This window comes from Arthrobacter crystallopoietes (assembly GCF_017603825.1).
Lineage (GTDB): Bacteria > Actinomycetota > Actinomycetes > Actinomycetales > Micrococcaceae > Crystallibacter > Crystallibacter crystallopoietes_B.
In genome coordinates, this window is record NZ_CP072014.1 from 2,353,126 (window position 1) to 2,370,152 (window position 17,027).

Here is a 17,027-nt window from a genome sequence, read left to right on the forward strand (position 1 = left end):
GCCGATTGGGATTGGCAAGCAAAGTACGACGCCGGCGCTCACCAAAGTGGTGAGCGCCGGCGTCGCTGTGGGACAACGCGTGGAAGCTAGGCCCGCTTACCGTTCACCAGGCGCGGAATGCCCAGCGGATTCTCTTCCTGCAGGGCCTCGGGCAGCAGATGCTGGGGCATGCCCTGGTATGCGACCGGGCGGAGGAAGCGGCCAATGGCAGCCGTGCCGACTGAGGTGGAGCCGGAAGCGGTAGTAGCCGGGTAAGGCCCGCCGTGCTGTTGGGCGTAGGTGACGGAGACGCCGGTGGGCCACTGGTTCCAGAGCACCCGGCCAGCCTTGCGCGCGAGCACACTGATGAGGCCGGCAACCCGGTCGTCCTCGGTACCAAAGACCGTTGCGGTCAATTGGCCCTCGAATGTTTCCGCCAGCTGCTCAAGCTGCGTCTCGTCGTCGTACTCCACGACCACGGCGGTGGGGCCGAAGCATTCCTGCTGCAGTTCGTGCGGGGCAGCGAGCATGGCCTCAGCGGTTGTGTGCAGCAGGGTGGGGCTGGGCGGATCGGCCAACGGGTCCGGCCCTTGGACCAGGACGGACAGCCGGCTGTCGGAGCCGAGCCGGCCCAGGACTTCCTCGTAGCCGCTCTGGATACGGGCGTTGAGCAGCTTGGCCGCCGCCGGCAGAACGCTCTGGCGCAGGGCTTCGGTGATGCCGGAGCCGGCGGGGACAAGGATGGTGCCGGGCTTGGTGCAGAACTGTCCCGCGCCCGCAGTGAAGGAGGCGATGAAACCGTTGACGATGTCCGTGCCGTTGACCGCGGCGGCCGCTTCAGTAACGAAGACTGGGTTATTGCTGCCAAGCTCGCCGTAGAACGGGATGGGTTCCGGCCGGGCATTGGCGATGTCGAACAGGGCGCGGCCGCCGGGGATGGAGCCGGTGAATCCTGCAGCCTTGACGCGTGGGTCCTTCAGCGCCTCGCGGCCGGCGTCCGTGCCGAAGACAACGGCGAAGATGCCCTCCGGTGCACCTGCCGCGGCGAGGGCTGCAGTAACAACGTCCCCGGTCTGGCGGGACAGTTTCAGATGGCCAGAGTGTGCTTTGAGTACGACGGCGTTTCCCGCGGCAAGGGCGGAAGCGGTATCGCCGCCGGCCACGGAGAACGCGAACGGGAAGTTGCTGGCGGCGAAGACCAGCACCGGACCGACCGGTTCAAGGACGCGACGCAGGTCAGGACGCGGAGCGCCCATCGGCCAGTCCGGATCCGCGTGGTCGATTCGCGCGTCGAGGTAGCCGCCATCGCGCAGGACTTCGGCGAAAAGGCGGAGCTGGAAGGTGGTGCGCTTCAGTTCTCCGGTAAGGCGGCCCTCGGGCAGGTTCGTTTCGGCCATGGCCGTGGGAACCAGCTCCCCGGTGGCGGCATCCAACGCGTCGGCCACGGACTCCAGCGCGGTGGCACGTTCGGCCGGGAGCCACGCTCCCCAGGTGCGGGAAGCGGCCTGGGCGGCGGCCAAGACTGACTCGAGTTGGTCGGGGGTGGTGGTTTCGGGGACGGTTGCCGTGGTGGCGGTCATCGATTCTCCTAGTGGTCTGTGGTGATTTCGAGGACTTGCTCGTCCTCAAGCGTGAGCAGTTCTGACAGGGTGACGGGCACGCCGACGGGGCGTTTGGCAACGGACTGCAACGACTCCGCGGACGCGCCTTCCGCGCCGGCGAGGCAGGAGACGGCGAAACCGCAAACCTTGCCCTGGCACCAACCCATGCCGGTGCGGGTCATGGATTTCATGGTCCGCGCATCGGTGGCGCACAGATGCTTCTTGGCTGCGGCGATGTCACCGGCGGTGACTTCTTCGCAACGGCAGACGGTGGTGTCGGGCCGCAGCCAGTCCTGCCAACCGGCGGGAACCGGATGGGCCAGGTGCATGGCGCGGGCGAAGGCCCGGTATGTCGCCGCTTTTCGGACAAGTCGCGGATCCGCCGCCGACGATTCTGCCGCGGATGGTCGCGCGGCCGTGGCCGCCGCCGCGGCACGTCCGGCGATCAGGCCTTCGACGACGGCCAGCGCCGCGCCACCGACGCCGGAGACTTCACCGGCGAGGTAGAGTCCGGGCACGCTGGAATGCTGCTGCGCATCGACGACGCCGACCAGCGAGCCGTCGTCGTCGACGCGGGTTTCGGCGCCGAGGGCAACCGGCAGCTCCAGCTGGGCCGTGAAACCCCAGCCGAAGCCCACCGCGTCCACGTCCTCGATCAAGCGCTCGCTGCCAGGAACCGTCCGGCCACGGGAATCGACCTTTGCGGTGCGGACGGCCTGCACCCGGTCGCTTCCGAGAACTTCGGTGACGACGGTTCGCGTGCGGTACGGGATCCGGTGCTTAAGAAAGGACTTCGCGTATGCCGCTCCCTCGAGAGCTTTGGCCGGAACGCGGGCAGCTGTGGCCAGATGCGGGAACCAACCCGTGAGGTCGGCGGACTCGCACACTGCAGCGACAGCGCCGCCGGCATCGGCGAGGTTCGCGGCCACAGGCAGCAGGAAAGGACCGGTCCCGGCAACTACGAAACGCTTTCCGGGCAGCATCCCGTTGGCTTTGATGAACGCCTGGATGCCGCCGGCGGCCATCACACCGGGCAGGTCCCAGCCGGGTACGGGCAGTTGCCGGTCGTAGCCTCCGGCGCAGACCACCAACCGGGTGGCGCGGACAGTTTGCGGACCGGGCGCTGCTCGGCCTGCTTGGGCGCTGGCGGTGGTGCGCAGCGTGAAGCCGCTCTCTTCGCGCTGGGCCATCCATACATGGCGGCCGGCATAGAAGCGAAGGCTGCCGCCCAAGGCTGCATCGAACCGTTCCCGCAGCCGGAGGTAAGTCTTCCAATCGTGGTGCAGGGAGCCATCGTCCGCAGGATGAGTCTCCTCGGGGCGGTGCCGCCAGAACTGGCCGCCGGGCTGGTCGTTTGCGTCAATGCAGACAACCCGCGCGCCGTGTTCTGCGGCGGTAGCGGCCGCGGCCAGCCCTGCGGGACCAGCGCCGATGATAGCGACGTCGTAGTGTTCGATGCTGCTCATGCTTCCTTCTCCGCGGTATCGGTCACTGCCCCGTTGACGCGCATGCCATCGGTGAGCCGCACCATGCAGGCGCGTTGGTTGGGCTCGCCGTCGACCTCCACCAGGCAGTCGAAGCAGACTCCGATGCCGCAGAACAGGCCACGCGGCTTGCCCTCCTTGCGCGTGTTGCGCCATGAGGTGACCCCGTTGGCCATCAGGGCGGCGCCGACGGTGGTTCCGTCCTCGGCGGTGAGCGGGCGGTTGTTGAAGGTTGCGTTGATTTTGTGACTCATGCGCAGGCCTCCTGGATAGTCGTGGAGCCGGACTGGAAGCCGCCGAAACGGTGGGGTGCGAACGGGGCCAAGGACAATTCGGGTTCCTTGCCGGCCAGGGCTTGGGCCATCAGTTTGCCCGTGCCTACGGAGAGCCCGATGCCGGCTCCTTCGTGGCCGGAGGCGTGCCAGAGCCCGGGCGTCCGTTCGTCGTGGCCGATAACCGGAAGGTGATCCGGGCAGTACGGGCGGAAGCCGTGGTAGTGGCGCAGGATCTTCACCTTGTTGAGGAAGGGGAACAGCGCGGTGGCGTTCTCTGCCATGGCCCGCAGCGCGGGTACGCTGACGGTGCTGTCGAATCCGACGCGTTCACGACTGGAGCCGATCAGGATGCTGCCGGCGGGGGTTCCCTCTACCACTGGTGAAGACTGGAGGCCGGCGTCCGAGCTGCCCACGTTGTCGACGTACTCGGCGGCGTAGACCTTGTGGTGGATCATCGGCGGTAGCGGTTCAGTGACCATGACAAAGCCGCGGCGCGGTTTGACCGGAACGTTCACGCCGGCCAGCGAGGCTAGGTCGGCAGCCCAGGTGCCCGTGGCATTGGCCACCGCGCCGGCGGCGAAGTTCCCGGCGCTTGTGCGCACTCCGGTGACCTTTCCGCCGTCGTTCAAGAAGCCGGTGACCTTGGTATTCGGGAAGAACCGGGCGCCGTTGGCCCGGGCCAGGCGCAGCAGGTGTGCGGCGGCGAGCATGGGCTGGACCTGGCTGTCCTCGGGATAGTAGGCGGCGCCGAGGGCGCCGGGGGAGATGTTCGGCTCAAGGTCCCGCAACTGATCCGTGCTCAGTTCCCGGGCGTCGACTCCGTAGCTGCGCTGTGCGGCGGTGAGCCGGTTGAGCGAGGCCAGGCTGGATTCGCGGGAGGCGACGATGATGCCGCCCTTGCCCTCGAACTCCCAGAGGTCGGCGTGCTCGGCAAGGTCCTGCTTCCAGACTCCAAGCGAATACTTGGTCAGTTCAAGCTCCGGGCCGGGTTCCTTGTCCGAAACCAGGATGTTGCCTTCGCAGGCCGAGGAGGTGCCGCTGGCGGGGAGGCCCCGTTCAAGTACGGTGACGGACAGGCCTTCAAGGGTGGCGAAGTAGGCGATCGCGGAGCCGACAACGCCGGCGCCGACGACAAGGACGTCGCTGGCTGGATTCATGCGTTACTCGCTTCTGTGTGGTGGTTCTTCGTCGGTGCCGCGGGCCCAGAGGCCACGGGCATGGCCAATGTGCCGGTCCATCAGGACACGGCTCGCTTCGGCGTCGCCGGCCCGCATCAACTCGAGCAGCTCATGGTGCTCCCGTGCCGAGTCAGCCAGCTTGTTTTCCCGCACCAGCGCCTGCAGCCCGTACATCCGCGTGCGGCGGCGCAGGGAGGTGGCCAGCTCGGCCAGCTGGCGGTTTTCGGAGTAGGCGAGGATCAGGGCGTGGAACTCCCGGTCCTTGGCCAGGTAGCCGTTGAGATCCTCAGCCTTCGCGGCCGCCAGGCATTCATCCGCCAGCCGTTGCAGCTCGGTGAATCCCTGCTCCGGGACCGAGCCCACTACACGTGCCACGGTGGGCGGCTCGATCAGCAGGCGGATTTCGGTGATGTCGTCGAGTTCCTTGTCGGTAACGGCGGTAACCCGGAAGCCCTTGTTCTTGACTGTCTCGACCAGTCCCTCGCGGGCCAGATCCATCATTGCTTCCCGCACCGGTGTGGCGGACACGCCCAGGGCAACGCCCAAGACAGGGGCGGAGACGACTTCGCCCTCCGCCAACTCGCCGGTGATGATGGCGGTCCGTAGTTTCTCCGTGACGGATTCGCGCAGGTTCAGGGTGCGGGAGAGCGGGGCAAGGGCGGAGCGGGCAGTGGCGTCCATGACGGTTCCTCCAAGGGCAGCGGCGGTGCCTAGCGGCATGACTTACTGCCTTCTTCATACACCACCGCGGCCGTAACCAAGTCCTCCCAAGCCATCCCCACGCCTGTGTAGAGGCAGCAAGTGCCGGGGCGCCGGACCAGTTTTCCGCGGATCAGATCGCGCAGATTGGGCGGTCCTATCCGCTGCCATTCCGCCACGCTCCGGGCAGGGATGAGATCGCCGCTCTCGCGCCACGAGGATGCGCGGCCCTCCACCACGATGTCGCTGCGGAGCACCAGCGCGGCGTCGACTTCCCGGGCATCCAGCCCGTGCTGGCCCACCGAGGCGATGATTGCGCCGTCGCGTGGCAACCGGCCGTCGAAAAGCGGTTCGGGCGAGGATGTGACACAAAGTACGATGTCGGCGCCGGCCACTGCTGCCTGCGGGTCACCGGAAGCGTCCGAGACACTGATTCCTTCGGCCGCGAGCGTTGCTACCAGCTCCGCCACCCGCTGCGGACGTTTGCCGACGACCGCGAAGGTTGCGTCCGCGAAGACGGCGCGGGCCGCCCGAATGTGGTTCAGCGCCTGGACACCGGCGCCGAAGACCGCTATTTGCGGTGCGGTGCCGAAGCCTTCGCCGGCGGGTGCTGCTGCGGCAATGTGCTTGACCGCGGCCAGCGTTGTGGCGGGAGTGCGGATGGCCGTCAGTTCGGCGCCGTCCATCATGGCTACCGGTGCCAGGGTTGCTGAGTCGAACAGGACGTAGACGCCCTGGATCTTCTCCAGCCCGCGTGCGGGATTGGCAGGCGCGATGGTTGCCACCTTGACACCGCTGAAGCGTCCGCCGCCTTCGGTGGGCATGATCAGGAATTCGCCGTCAGGAGCCGGGCTGAACAGGCGCTTGCTGTCCTGCTCCGGGTCCACGCCGTCCAGCAGTCCCTCCTCGATGGCCCGCACAGCCCGCTCGAAGGGAACTGCGGCGCGGACCGCTGCGGCGTCGAAATAAGGCAGGCTCATAGCAGGAATCCTTCCGGGAACGGGTCGGTGGGGTCCAGGAAATACTGGGCGGTGCCGGTGATCCAGGCGCGGCCGGTCACCGTGGGGACGACGGCGGGGCGTCCGCCCACGGTTGTTTCCTCCACCAGGCGTCCGATGAACCGGGATCCGATGTAGGACTCGTTGATGAAGTCGGTGTGCAGGTTCAGTTCGCCGCGGGCGTGGAGTTGTGCCATGCGGGCGCTGGTGCCGGTGCCGCAGGGGGAGCGGTCGAACCAACCTGGGTGGATGGCCATGGCATGGCGGGAATGTTCGGCAGTGGACCCGGGTGCTTTGAGGTAAACGTGGTGACAGCCGCGAATATCCTGCCGTTCGGGGTGGACTGGCTCCGCCGTCGTGTTGATCGCATCCATGATCGCCAGACCGGCTTTGAGCAGGTCGTCTTTGCGTTCCCGTTCGAACGGCAGGCCGAGCTCCTCCAGATCGACGATGGCGTAGAAGTTGCCGCCGAAGGCAAGATCGTAGCCCACCATGCCGAAACCGGGAACTTCCACCTTGGCGTCCAACCGGTCCACGAAGGACGGAACATTACGGATAGTCACCGATTCCGCCTGTCCGTCCTTGACAGCTACTTCCGCAATAACTAGGCCTGCCGGGGTGTCCAGCCGGACGGTGGTGACAGGTTCGACCACCTCGACCATGCCCGTTTCCACCAAGACCGTTGCCACACCGATGGTTCCGTGTCCGCACATCGGCAGCAGTCCGGACACTTCTATGTAGAGGACACCGTAGTCCGCATCCGGACGGGTCGGCGGCTGCAGGATGGCCCCGCTCATGGACGCGTGCCCGCGCGGCTCGGTCATCAAAAGTGTCCGGATCCAGTCGGAGTTCTCCATAAACCACAGCCGGCGTTCAGCCATCGTAGCGCCGGGAAGGGTGCCGATACCGCCGGTGATTACACGGGTTGGCATGCCCTCGGTGTGCGAGTCGACGGCGTGGAACACGCGGTTTGTCCTCATGCTGGTTCGCTTTCTGATTGAGGTGGGTGGCGGAGCCTGAGATCCTCCGGAACACGCAGGTGCGGATGCTCCGGAGGACCCCTTACGCGGTGGAGTTTACTTGTAGCCCTTGGCCAGAACGTCCTTGGTGTCCTGGATGACCTGTTCGTGGTCAGCCGGGGTCAGCGGGCCGCGCGGGGGACGGCAAGCGCCGCCCTTGAGCCCGACGACGTCCATGGATAGCTTGATGGACTGCACGAACTCGGTCTTGGTGTCCCAGCGCAGGAGCTTGTGCAGATCAACGTAGATGTCGCGGGCGCGTTCCAGATCCGCAACGTTGCCCGAGGTGGAGAGCTTGTAGAGCTCAACCGTGGACTGCGGGATCGCGTTCGGGTACCCGGCTACCCAGCCGACCGCTCCGGCAATACCCATTTCCAGCACCGTGTCGTCGGTACCGATGAGCAGGTCCATCTCCGGAGCCAGCTCCTTGATTTCGTACGCGCGGCGCGGATCACCGGTGAACTCCTTGACGCCGACGATGAAGCCCTCGCCATGGAGGCGTGCGATCAGCCGTGGGGTCAGGTCCACCTTGGTGTCGATGGGGTTGTTGTAGGCGACGATCGGCAGCCCGACCTGGGCCACACGGCGGTAATGGTCGACTACCTCGTCCTCGGTGGCGCGGTAAGTGTTCGGCGGAAGGAGCATGAGCGACTGGGCGCCGGCCTCAGCTGCCTGTTCGGCCCAGCGCTGGGACTCAAGGGCTCCGTATGCGCCGACGCCGGCCATGACGGTGAAGCCCTCGGGGGCCGCTTCCACCGCGGTGGTGATGACGCGGGCCCGCTCCTCGGCAGTGAGGGTCTGGTACTCGCCCAGCGAACCGTTGGGCGCGATGCCGTCGCAGCCATTGTCGGCCAGGAACTTTACGTGTTCGGCGAAGGCATCGTAGTCAACGCTCAGGTCGTCCTTGAACTGCAGCGCAGAGGCGACGAGAACTCCGTGCCAGGGTTTTTTGGTCTCAGTCATGGTGGTTCCTTTCGAAGGGGAATGCGTTGTGGTCGTGAGGTAAGTGTGTGGATCCGTGATCCATGCCACTAACTATAACATGTGACATTGCACTGTTCAATGCGCGCGGTCGTTTCCCTTGTAATCAAGGGGGTGGTGTCAGCGGCGACTGCTGTTTTCGACGCCGGCACCGGCATCGTCTCCCGCGGACCCGCTGGTTTCAGTCGAGGCGATAGGGGCGTGCGTGGCGGGCTCCCAGAATTCGGCGCCGGTGATGCCCAGCGGGCGGGGGTCGAACACTGGGTCAAGGCCCAGCTTGCGCTGGCGGTCGTAGTCTTTGATGACCTTCCGGACCAATGGACTCAACATCAGGATGCAGGCCATGTTTACCCATCCAAGGGAGGCGTAACCGATATCGCCAATCGTCCACATAACCGAGGCGGATTCCACGGCCCCATAGAACGTGATGCCGATCATTCCCAGCTTGAGTGCCCAGCTCAGCGCGGGGCCGAGCTCTCGTCCGGCAAGAAAGACCAGGTTGGTGTGGGCAATGTAGAAGAACGCCACCAGCGTCGTGAAGGCAAAGAAGAAGAGGGCGATGGCGACGAAGCCAGGGCCGAAGCCCGGCAGTACCGCGTTCACCGCCTCTTGCGTGTAGGCGGAGCCTGCCTCCACACCGGGCAGATTGGAGACAATCGAGTCCCCGTTGTCCGCGAACACGTTGTAGGAGCCGGTCATGACGATCATGATGCCGGTGGCAAAGCAGACGACTACGGTGTCGATGAAGATGGAGAAGGACTGGACGAGCCCCTGCTTGGCCGGGTGGCTGACGGATGCCGCCGCGGAGCCGTACGTGCCTTCGCCGACTCCGGCTACGTTGGAGAAGACTGCGCGCCGCACGCCCCAGGCAACCGCGGCGCCGGCGATGCCGCCGAACACCTCGTTCATGCCGAAGGCACTGGAGACAATGAGTCCCAGAGTGGGGAGCAACTGATCGATGTTGAACAGGACCACGATGACCGCTGTGAGGATATAGCCGACGGCCATGATCGGGACCATGAACTGGGCTGCGCCGACCACGCGCTTGGTGCCGCCGATCACCACGAACCCGAGCAGAACGCTGACGCCCACCGCCGTGATCCAGGTGGGGATGTTGAACGCGTGTTCCAGGCTGGAGGCGATGTTGTTGGACTGAACGCCTGGGAAAAGGAAGCCGTAACCGAGCATGGTCATGACGGCCAGCAACGCGGCCAGCCACTTGATGCGGAGCCCGTATCTAACGTAGAAGGGCATGCCGCCCCGGTGCTCGCCGTTGATTTTGCGTTTGAAGACCTGGGCGAGGGTGGACTCGGCGAATGCACTTGCCGAACCGAGCAGTGCGCACACCACCATCCACAGCAGAGCGCCCGGACCACCGGCAGCGACGGCGGTGCCAACACCGGCGATGTTGCCGACGCCCACCCTGCTCGAGATGGTCAAAAGCAGGGCTTGTAAAGGCGAGATGCCGCCGTCGTCGGCTTTTGGCTTGAATATCTGGCGCACCGTGTCAGGCAGCAGCCGGAACTGGGCGGCGTTGGTGATGACGGTGAAGAACAGGCCGACGGCGAGCGCGAAGTAGGCCATGGGATTCCACAGTCCATCGCTAATGGCGACGAGGGTTTCCATATGTTTCCTTTGATTGTTCGGGCAACTGCGTTGTTAGACGTTCTGTGTCCGTGCGGTGCGGGCTGCCGCCTCGGCATCGACGTCCCGCAGCGACTTGCCTCGTGTCTCCTTGGCGAAAGAAACAGCCACGATGGATAACGCTGCGGCGGCAACCAGATACAAGGAGATCGGGATGGATGAGTCGAAGCGCTCCAGCAAGGTGATCGCGATCAGCGGGGCGAGGGAGCCTGCCAGAATCGGGGCGAACTGATAGCAGAGCGAAAGCGCCGTATAGCGGACATTGGTAGGGAACATTTCCGCCATCAGTGCCGAGTACGGGGCGTAAGTGAGGGATTCGATTGCCAGCCCCATGCTGATGGCCAGCATGATGATCCAGGCATTGCCCGTATCCATCATGGGAAATCCGACGAACCCCCAGAAGGCGGTGAGGACCGCGCCGGTCAGGTAAACGGGTTTGCGTCCGATGAGGTCGGAGAGGTATCCGACGAGCGGAATCAGGAAGAAATGCAGCGCGTGCGCACCAAGCATGAGCAGCAGGATCTTGCTGGTATCCATCTCGACGACGAGCTTGAGGTAGGTGATCGAAAACGTGACGACGATGTAGTACAGAATGTTCTCGGCGAACCGGGCGCCGATCCCGATCAGGACCGCCCGCCAGTGATAACGCAAGACATGGCCCACGCCCGGCTGGGATTCCTGCAGTTCTGCCTGGCGCGCCTGCGCCTCCTTGAAGATGGGCGCGTCATCCACCTTGGTGCGGATCCAATATCCGATCAGGACTACGACGGCGGAGAACCAGAAGGCAACGCGCCAGCCCCAGGAGAGGAAGGCTTCCTCGGAGAGCCCGGTGGAGAGGCCCAGCAGGACCAGCGTCGCCACCAGGTTTCCTGCCGGTACGCCGGCCTGCGGCCAGCTGGCCCAGAAACCGCGACGGTTATCCGGGCTGTGCTCGCTCACCAGGATGATGGCTCCGCCCCACTCTCCGCCGAACGCAAAGCCTTGAATCAGACGGAGCGTGACCAGCAGGGTGGGCGCCCAGTAACCGATCACGTCGAAGGTGGGCAGGCAACCCATCAGGAAAGTGGTGACGCCGACGACGATGAGGCTTAGCTGCAGCAGTGCCTTCCGGCCAAGCCTGTCGCCGAAGTGGCCGAAGACCAGGCCGCCGATCGGCCGCGCTGCGAAACCAACGGCGTACAGTGCGAAGGCTGCGATGATGCCGTCCACTGGATTGCCCGTCTGGCGGAAGAAGTGGGTGCCGAATACAAGCGCGGACGCTGTGCCATAGAGGAAGAATTCGTACCATTCGGCAACAGTGCCGGCCATCGCGGCCGCTACCACTCGTTTAAGTCCTGACGGCGGGGCTGTCGGTGGTCGTTCCCTCACCGATACAGTGTCGAGGGTTTGGTCGGCGGGCGGAGGTAAGCTCATGAAGGCTCCTGGGGGATGAAGGTAGTGGCAGTTGATTGTGTGCTGTCTCACTGTCTGTAAAATGGTACATGTCACATATGGGTATGCCAACACTTTTGGAGCCTTCATTTCGGAAGCCCGCGGCGCTGCTTCCGGCCGCACGAGGGATGGGCCTGCCCCTGTCATTTAGTACCGGCTTGTATTTTTGTGCACGCCCTCGACGTCTACGCGTTCTCCGCGCCCGGGATCGTATTCTGGACCGTGAGGGGCTATGAGCGCGTCAGTAGTCAGCCGGCGTGGATGGCCGGACGGCGGTCCGGATCCGGCTCGTTCTCGCGGATGATCTCGCGCACCACCGGCGCCGTGTCGCCCTGTCCGAGCAGCAGGTAGCGCATCAAGTGGGTGAGCGGATTGCCTTCCGACCACTCGAAGTAGGCGTGTGGCCGCACCCCGGTGGCATCGCGCAGGGCCAGCAGGATGGCGGCGATGGCATTGGGCGCGGCGGGGCTCTTCACGCGCAGGATGCGGTGGCCGCCGACATCGGCGCCCCTGACGTGGAGCGCGTCGCTGAAGGTTGACGGGTCGCTGACTTCGATCTCCAGGAACAGCACGTCCGCGCTTCCCGGCACCGGGTTGATGCTGCGCTGGGCGGCTTCCTTCATCGCGTACTCCTGCTCGGTGGCTACGTGCGGCTTGTGCGCGATCAGGTTCAGCCGGTTGTCGTGCGCCAGCGAATCCGTGATGAACCGCCGGGCCGTTTCATCGAACTCGATCCGGTCGGCGCGCAGCTCGGTGGTCCGGGTGACCCGGGAAACCAGCGACACCGCGATGATGCCGCCAATGAAGAACGCGGAGATCATCAGTCCGTCCGGCTTTTCAATAATGTTGGCGATCAGGGCATACAGCAGGACCGCGGACAGCACCGTGAAGGCCAGCCCCGCCCGTCTTTGGCGCCGTCGTACGGTGGAAATAGCGACGGCGACCGACGCCGAGACCATCATGGCCAGGATCCCCGTGGCGTAGGCGCCGGCCTGGGCATCGACGTCCGCGTTGAAAACGATGGTGATCAGGATGCTCACGCCCGTGTAGACCAGGACCACCGGCCGCACCGCGCGGCTCCACTCGGGGGCCATGCCGTAGGAGGGCAGATAGCGGGGGACGATATTGATCAGGCCGGCCATGGCCGAGGCGCCGGCGAACCACAGGATCAGGATGCTGCTGATGTCGTACGCGGTGCCGAAGCCGTCGCCGAACCGCTCGTGCGCCAGGTAGGCCAGGGCGCGGCCATTGGCCTCGCCACCCTCTGCGAAGGCGTCGGCGGGGATCAGCAGAGTGGTGACGAAGCTGCTGCCCAGCAGGTACACGCTCATGATGACGGCGGCGGCCGTGAGGAGTTTCCGGGTATTGCGGACACGGGAGGCAAGCCGCTCCGCGGGTGTCCGGCCCTTCGCCGCGACCAGGGGCATCATGCTGACGCCGGTTTCGAAGCCGGAGAGCCCCAGGACCAGCAGCGGAAAGGCCAGCAGCGCCGGGAGCACCAGCCCGCCGAGGCCGCCCGGTGCCGTGGTAAGGGCATCCGTCCAGCCGGCGAGCACGCCCGGCGTCGTGAAGACCTCGATCACGCCGGCGCCGATAACGACGGCATTGAGCCCCAGGAAGACGGCCACCAGCGGGATGGCCACGGCCACGGCCTCGGTGAAGCCGAGCAGGAACACCCCGCCGAGGATGAGCAGCAGGATAATCGTCACGGGGACAGGATGGCCGCGGATGGCATCGGGCGCGTAGGGGTTTTCCAGCAGGTGGACGGTCGCGTCGGCCGAGGAGAGCGTGATGGTGATGATCCACGAGGTGGCGACGAAGCCCAGCAGGATCAGCACAAAAATCTTGCCCCGCCAGAACGGTAGCAGGTGCTCGAGCATCGCCACGGAACCCTGCCCGTGCGGGCTCGCCTTCGCCACCCGGCGGTACATCGGGAGCATGCCCAGCAGCGTCAGGGCCACGATCAGCAGCGTGGCCAGCGGCGAGAGCACGCCCGCGGCCAGGGCCGCGATCGCCGGCAGGTAGGACAGTGTGGAGAAGTAATCCACACCGGTCAGGCACATGACCTTCCACCACGGCTGCTGGGTACCGTGGGTCTCGCGGCCCGCCGGCCCGACCGGCTGGACAGCGTGCGCCGTCAGCCAGCGTGAGACGCCATGGGCCGGCTTGTGCTGCGAGCCCGGCCGGGGAACGCTTGCGGGGATGGAGTACTGAGTGGAGGTGGCCACCGTGATGCCTCTTTCTGGTCCGGATCCGGTGGGGATCCGGTGCAAAATCCTACAACTGTACAACGCCGAAAAGGCCGGAATCCGGCGTCCCAGGGCGTTAAGAAATCATCAAAAATACGACGACGGCGCCGCGGGCTGTCCACGGATGAAGCCGCGTCGACGGCGCGCGGTCCGGTCGGGAAGAATGGGCGCATGACGGACATGGTGCCGGAGCGCGAATGCGTGCTCGTCGGGCTCAGCGGCGGCCCCGAGGGGCAGGCCCTTCTCCACCGGGCGGCACGGATCGTGGCCGGAAGGGCAGGCGGCGAACTGCACGCCGTCCATGTCCGCACGACGGGCAGGGCGGGAACCGAATCGCCCAAGGAACTGGACCTGCAACGCAAGCTGGTCACCGAGCTCGGAGGCACCTACCACACGGTCGGCGGCGGCGATCCGGCGCAGACCTTGCTCGACTTTGCCCGCAGCATCAACGCCACCCAGATTGTGGTGGGGGTGCCGCGCGGGGGCGGGACCCGCGGAGTCGCCATGGCCAGCGTTTTCAACCGGGCCAATCTGTTCAATCGGGGCAGCAGGTTCAGCCGGGGGACCGGCGCCAGGCTCGTCCGGATTGCCGGGGACATCGACGTGCATCTGGTCGCGCAGGAACACGGCGGTAGCTACAGGCCGGCCCGCCGACCGAATGATTTGGGCCGGCTGCGGCTGGTTGCCGGCTTCGTCCTGGCCGTGCTCCTGCCACCCGCCCTGCAGTACCTGCTGGGACATTGGCCGCATGACCATTTCGCCACCGATCTGCTCATCCAGCTAACCGGCACCATCGCCGTCGCGCTGCTGGGTGGACTCTGGCCCGCCGTCATTACCGCGGTCCTGAGCAGCGTGATGGTGAACTACTTCGCCGTCCAACCCGTGGGCAGCATGGACATCCGGGACCCGGAGAACATTCTCACGCTGCTGGTCTTCCTCGCCGTTGCGGTGGCAGTGTCGCTCGTCGTCGGGCTTTCGGCGCGGCGCAGCCGGGAGGCGTCCGCGGCCGGGGCCGAGGCGGCGGCGCTGGGGGAGCTGAGCCGCAATGCGGTGGCCACCCAGGAGAGTGTGCCGGAATTCCTCGAACGGGTCCGCGAACATTTCCAGAGCGACGGCGCCGGGCTTTACATCCGCAAGGATAACGACGGCGAACCGGACGCCTGGCACCCGGTGCACAGTGCCGGCGCTGTGCCTTCGAAACTGCAGGACGCGGACAACCTGGAACGTATCGACGCCACCCGGACCCTCGCGCTGACCGGGCGGATCCTGAACCAGCGGGAGCGGCGGCTGCTGACAGCGTTCGGCGCCCACCTGCTGGCCATGCTGCAACGCGACCAGCTGATGGCCAGCCGCCGTGACGTCCAGCGCCTCGCGGAGGGAAACCAGATGCGCACTTCCATCCTCCGGGCGGTCTCGCACGATCTGCGCACCCCGCTGGCGGGCATCAAGCTGGCGGTGAGCAGCCTGCGTCAGGACGCCGTCCAGTTCCCGCCCGAGGAGGAGGCGGAACTGCTCGCCACCATCGAGGACTACACGGACCGGCTGGACTCGCTGGTGGGCAATCTGCTGGACATGTCGCGGATCACCGGAGACTCGATGGCGCCGCTGATCCGCCCGGTCCATTGGCAGGACGCCGTCGCCGACGCCCTGCGCGGACTGCCGGCCGAGCACGTGCTGGTCGACCTGCCGGACAACATGCCCCCGGTCGACGCGGACCAGGGCATGCTCGAGCGCGTCATCGCCAACATCGTGGAAAACGCGCTCAAGTACGCCCGCGGCTCGGACGTGCGGATCACCGGCCTGATCGGCGGGATGGGCAGTGCCACCGTCGAGGGGCGCCCGGCCAGCGAACTGCGGATTATCGACGCCGGACAGGGCGTGCCGGCGGAACAAGTCATCAACATGTTCCGGCCGTTCCAACGGCTCGACGACGCACCCGCCGGCACCGGAATCGGGCTCGGCCTGGCCGTGGCCAAGGGCTTCACCGAGGCCATGGGCGGCAGGCTACTGGCCGAGAACACGCCAGGCGGCGGGCTGACCATGGTCATCCAGCTGCCGCTCTCGACCGGGGTCTGAGGTTCGGGAATGCGGGGGCGGTGAGTACGCGACCTGCTCCCTGCCCACGTCGGCTACTGGCCACAGGCGTTGGAAATACGTAAAGAACCGACCCTGTGCCGTGAGGAAATCATCAACATTAGCTTCAGGCAGTGGACCTGAGCGTTGACTTGAAGGGACGGGACATGCGCACGGCGGGGAACTACCGCTTCCGGTGAGGCAGCCCGTCCCAACAGATGGAGTTCCCGTGATGGAAGTGGAATTGTGGCAGATCCTGCTGGTGGTAGCCGTGGGTGGCAGCATGCTGGCGTTCCTGATCCGTTCATTGATCCGGTCCCGCACATGGTGGCACTGAGCACCCAGTTGGGCTGAGGAACTGGCGGCAGGGCGGCACAACCGGGTCTTCCTGACAGAATGGGCCCAGCACAGCGCCCGGCCGGCACGGCAGAAGGAGCCCCATGACCAACGTGCTCATCGTCGACGACGAGCCGCAGATCCTTCGCGCCCTGCAGATCAACCTCAACGCCCGGGGGTATCAGACACTCCCGGCGGCGGACGGCGCCTCCGCGCTGGACCAGGCAGCCAAGCATGCTGTCGACGTCGTTATTTTGGATCTGGGTCTGCCGGACATGGACGGCATCGACGTCATCCGTGGCCTGCGCGGCTGGACGGACGTACCGATCATCATTCTTTCCGCGCGGCATGCATCGGACGAGAAGGTGGACGCGCTGGACGCCGGGGCCGACGATTACGTCACCAAACCCTTCGACCTGAACGAGCTGCTGGCGCGCGTCCGTGCGGCTACGCGCCGGGTGGGAGGGGCACCGGAGAGCCCCACCGTGGAAACCGCGGACTTCGAGATCAGCCTGATCGACAAGCGCGTTACCCGCAACGGCGAGGCGGTCCGGCTGACGCCGATCGAGTGGAACATTCTGGAACTGCTGGCGCGCAATCCCGGCAGGCTGATCTCCCAGCAGCAGGTCCTGACCCATGTGTGGGGACCCGCCTACACGAAGGAAACACAGTATCTGCGGGTTTACATCGCGCAATTGCGCCGCAAGCTTGAACCGGACCCGGCGAGACCGCGCTACCTGCTCACCGAGGCAGGGATGGGCTACCGGTTCGAACCGGGAACTAGCTGATCCGGCGGCCGGTTTCTACGCGCCGCCGCCGCCAGAGTCGCAGCCGGCGCTGCCGCCGGAGTCGATATGTCCTCCGAAGGTTCCTGCTGTATACGCTCCGGGCCCGACCCAGCCGGCATCGGCGCGGCGGCCCCGCCGGACACGCTTGGCTGCCCGGCCGTTTGCACGGGTTGCCAGTAGCAACCACACGACAGCGGCCACTACGAGGATGATCATGACAATGGCGAACTCCATGTGAACTCCTGTCGTTGGCTTCAGCGTAGGGGCGGAGAGACGGACAGACAATAGCCAG

At 65.9% G+C, this 17,027-nt stretch carries 14 protein-coding genes; 2 read left to right on the forward strand and 12 right to left on the reverse strand.

What is annotated here, in order from left to right; translation table 11 throughout:
• Positions 1-86: 86 nt before the first annotated feature.
• From J5251_RS10870 to J5251_RS10920, 11 genes are all read right to left on the reverse strand, one after another.
• Entirely contained in the window at positions 87-1,559 is a 1,473-nt protein-coding gene (locus tag J5251_RS10870) for an aldehyde dehydrogenase (NADP(+)) (RefSeq protein WP_139005270.1), read from the reverse strand.
• An 8-nt stretch (positions 1,560-1,567) separates the two neighbouring features.
• Complete coding sequence (locus J5251_RS10875) at positions 1,568-3,046, reverse strand: NAD(P)/FAD-dependent oxidoreductase (protein ID WP_208573958.1); 1,479 nt, start codon at positions 3,044-3,046, stop codon at positions 1,568-1,570.
• Positions 3,043-3,318 (reverse strand): (2Fe-2S)-binding protein, encoded by a 276-nt coding sequence (locus J5251_RS10880; protein ID WP_139005272.1) that lies wholly within the window; start codon positions 3,316-3,318, stop codon positions 3,043-3,045. Before J5251_RS10880 ends, J5251_RS10875 begins: the two co-directional genes overlap by 4 nt.
• Positions 3,315-4,496, reverse strand: a complete 1,182-nt coding sequence (locus tag J5251_RS10885; RefSeq protein WP_139005273.1) for an NAD(P)/FAD-dependent oxidoreductase — start codon at positions 4,494-4,496, stop codon at positions 3,315-3,317. Before J5251_RS10885 ends, J5251_RS10880 begins: the two co-directional genes overlap by 4 nt.
• Before the next feature lie 3 nt (positions 4,497-4,499).
• The gene (locus J5251_RS10890) at positions 4,500-5,198 is read right to left on the reverse strand and encodes a GntR family transcriptional regulator (protein WP_139005274.1); all 699 of its coding nucleotides are present in this window, start codon (positions 5,196-5,198) and stop codon (positions 4,500-4,502) included.
• 29 nt (positions 5,199-5,227) lie between these two features.
• Entirely contained in the window at positions 5,228-6,196 is a 969-nt protein-coding gene (locus tag J5251_RS10895; protein WP_208573959.1) for an ornithine cyclodeaminase family protein, read from the reverse strand.
• Entirely contained in the window at positions 6,193-7,194 is a 1,002-nt protein-coding gene (locus J5251_RS10900; protein ID WP_208573960.1) for a proline racemase family protein, read from the reverse strand. Before J5251_RS10900 ends, J5251_RS10895 begins: the two co-directional genes overlap by 4 nt.
• 96 nt (positions 7,195-7,290) lie before the next feature.
• Positions 7,291-8,196 carry a dihydrodipicolinate synthase family protein gene (locus tag J5251_RS10905; protein WP_208573961.1) on the reverse strand — a complete coding sequence of 302 codons (906 nt, stop codon included), beginning with the start codon at positions 8,194-8,196 and terminating at the stop codon, positions 7,291-7,293.
• A gap of 138 nt (positions 8,197-8,334) precedes the next feature.
• Positions 8,335-9,840: an alanine/glycine:cation symporter family protein gene (locus J5251_RS10910; RefSeq protein ID WP_208573962.1), complete on the reverse strand. Its 1,506-nt coding sequence runs from the start codon at positions 9,838-9,840 to the stop codon at positions 8,335-8,337.
• 33 nt (positions 9,841-9,873) lie between these two features.
• Positions 9,874-11,271: a fosfomycin efflux MFS transporter AbaF gene (gene abaF / locus J5251_RS10915; protein WP_208573963.1), complete on the reverse strand. Its 1,398-nt coding sequence runs from the start codon at positions 11,269-11,271 to the stop codon at positions 9,874-9,876.
• Between the two features lie 266 nt (positions 11,272-11,537).
• Entirely contained in the window at positions 11,538-13,517 is a 1,980-nt protein-coding gene (locus tag J5251_RS10920) for an APC family permease (protein WP_208573964.1), read from the reverse strand.
• 192 nt (positions 13,518-13,709) lie between these two features.
• Here J5251_RS10920 and J5251_RS10925 point away from each other — a divergent pair, with 192 nt between their 5' ends.
• Together J5251_RS10925 and J5251_RS10930 are read left to right on the forward strand one after the other, a co-directional pair.
• Positions 13,710-15,614, forward strand: coding sequence for a DUF4118 domain-containing protein (locus tag J5251_RS10925; RefSeq protein ID WP_208573965.1), 1,905 nt, complete (start codon positions 13,710-13,712; stop codon positions 15,612-15,614).
• A 437-nt stretch (positions 15,615-16,051) separates the two neighbouring features.
• Complete coding sequence (locus tag J5251_RS10930; protein WP_139005282.1) at positions 16,052-16,735, forward strand: response regulator; 684 nt, start codon at positions 16,052-16,054, stop codon at positions 16,733-16,735.
• A gap of 15 nt (positions 16,736-16,750) precedes the next feature.
• Here the strand turns inward: J5251_RS10930 and J5251_RS10935 are convergent, their stop codons facing one another.
• Positions 16,751-16,969 (reverse strand): hypothetical protein, encoded by a 219-nt coding sequence (locus tag J5251_RS10935; RefSeq protein ID WP_208573966.1) that lies wholly within the window; start codon positions 16,967-16,969, stop codon positions 16,751-16,753.
• Positions 16,970-17,027 lie beyond the last annotated feature (58 nt).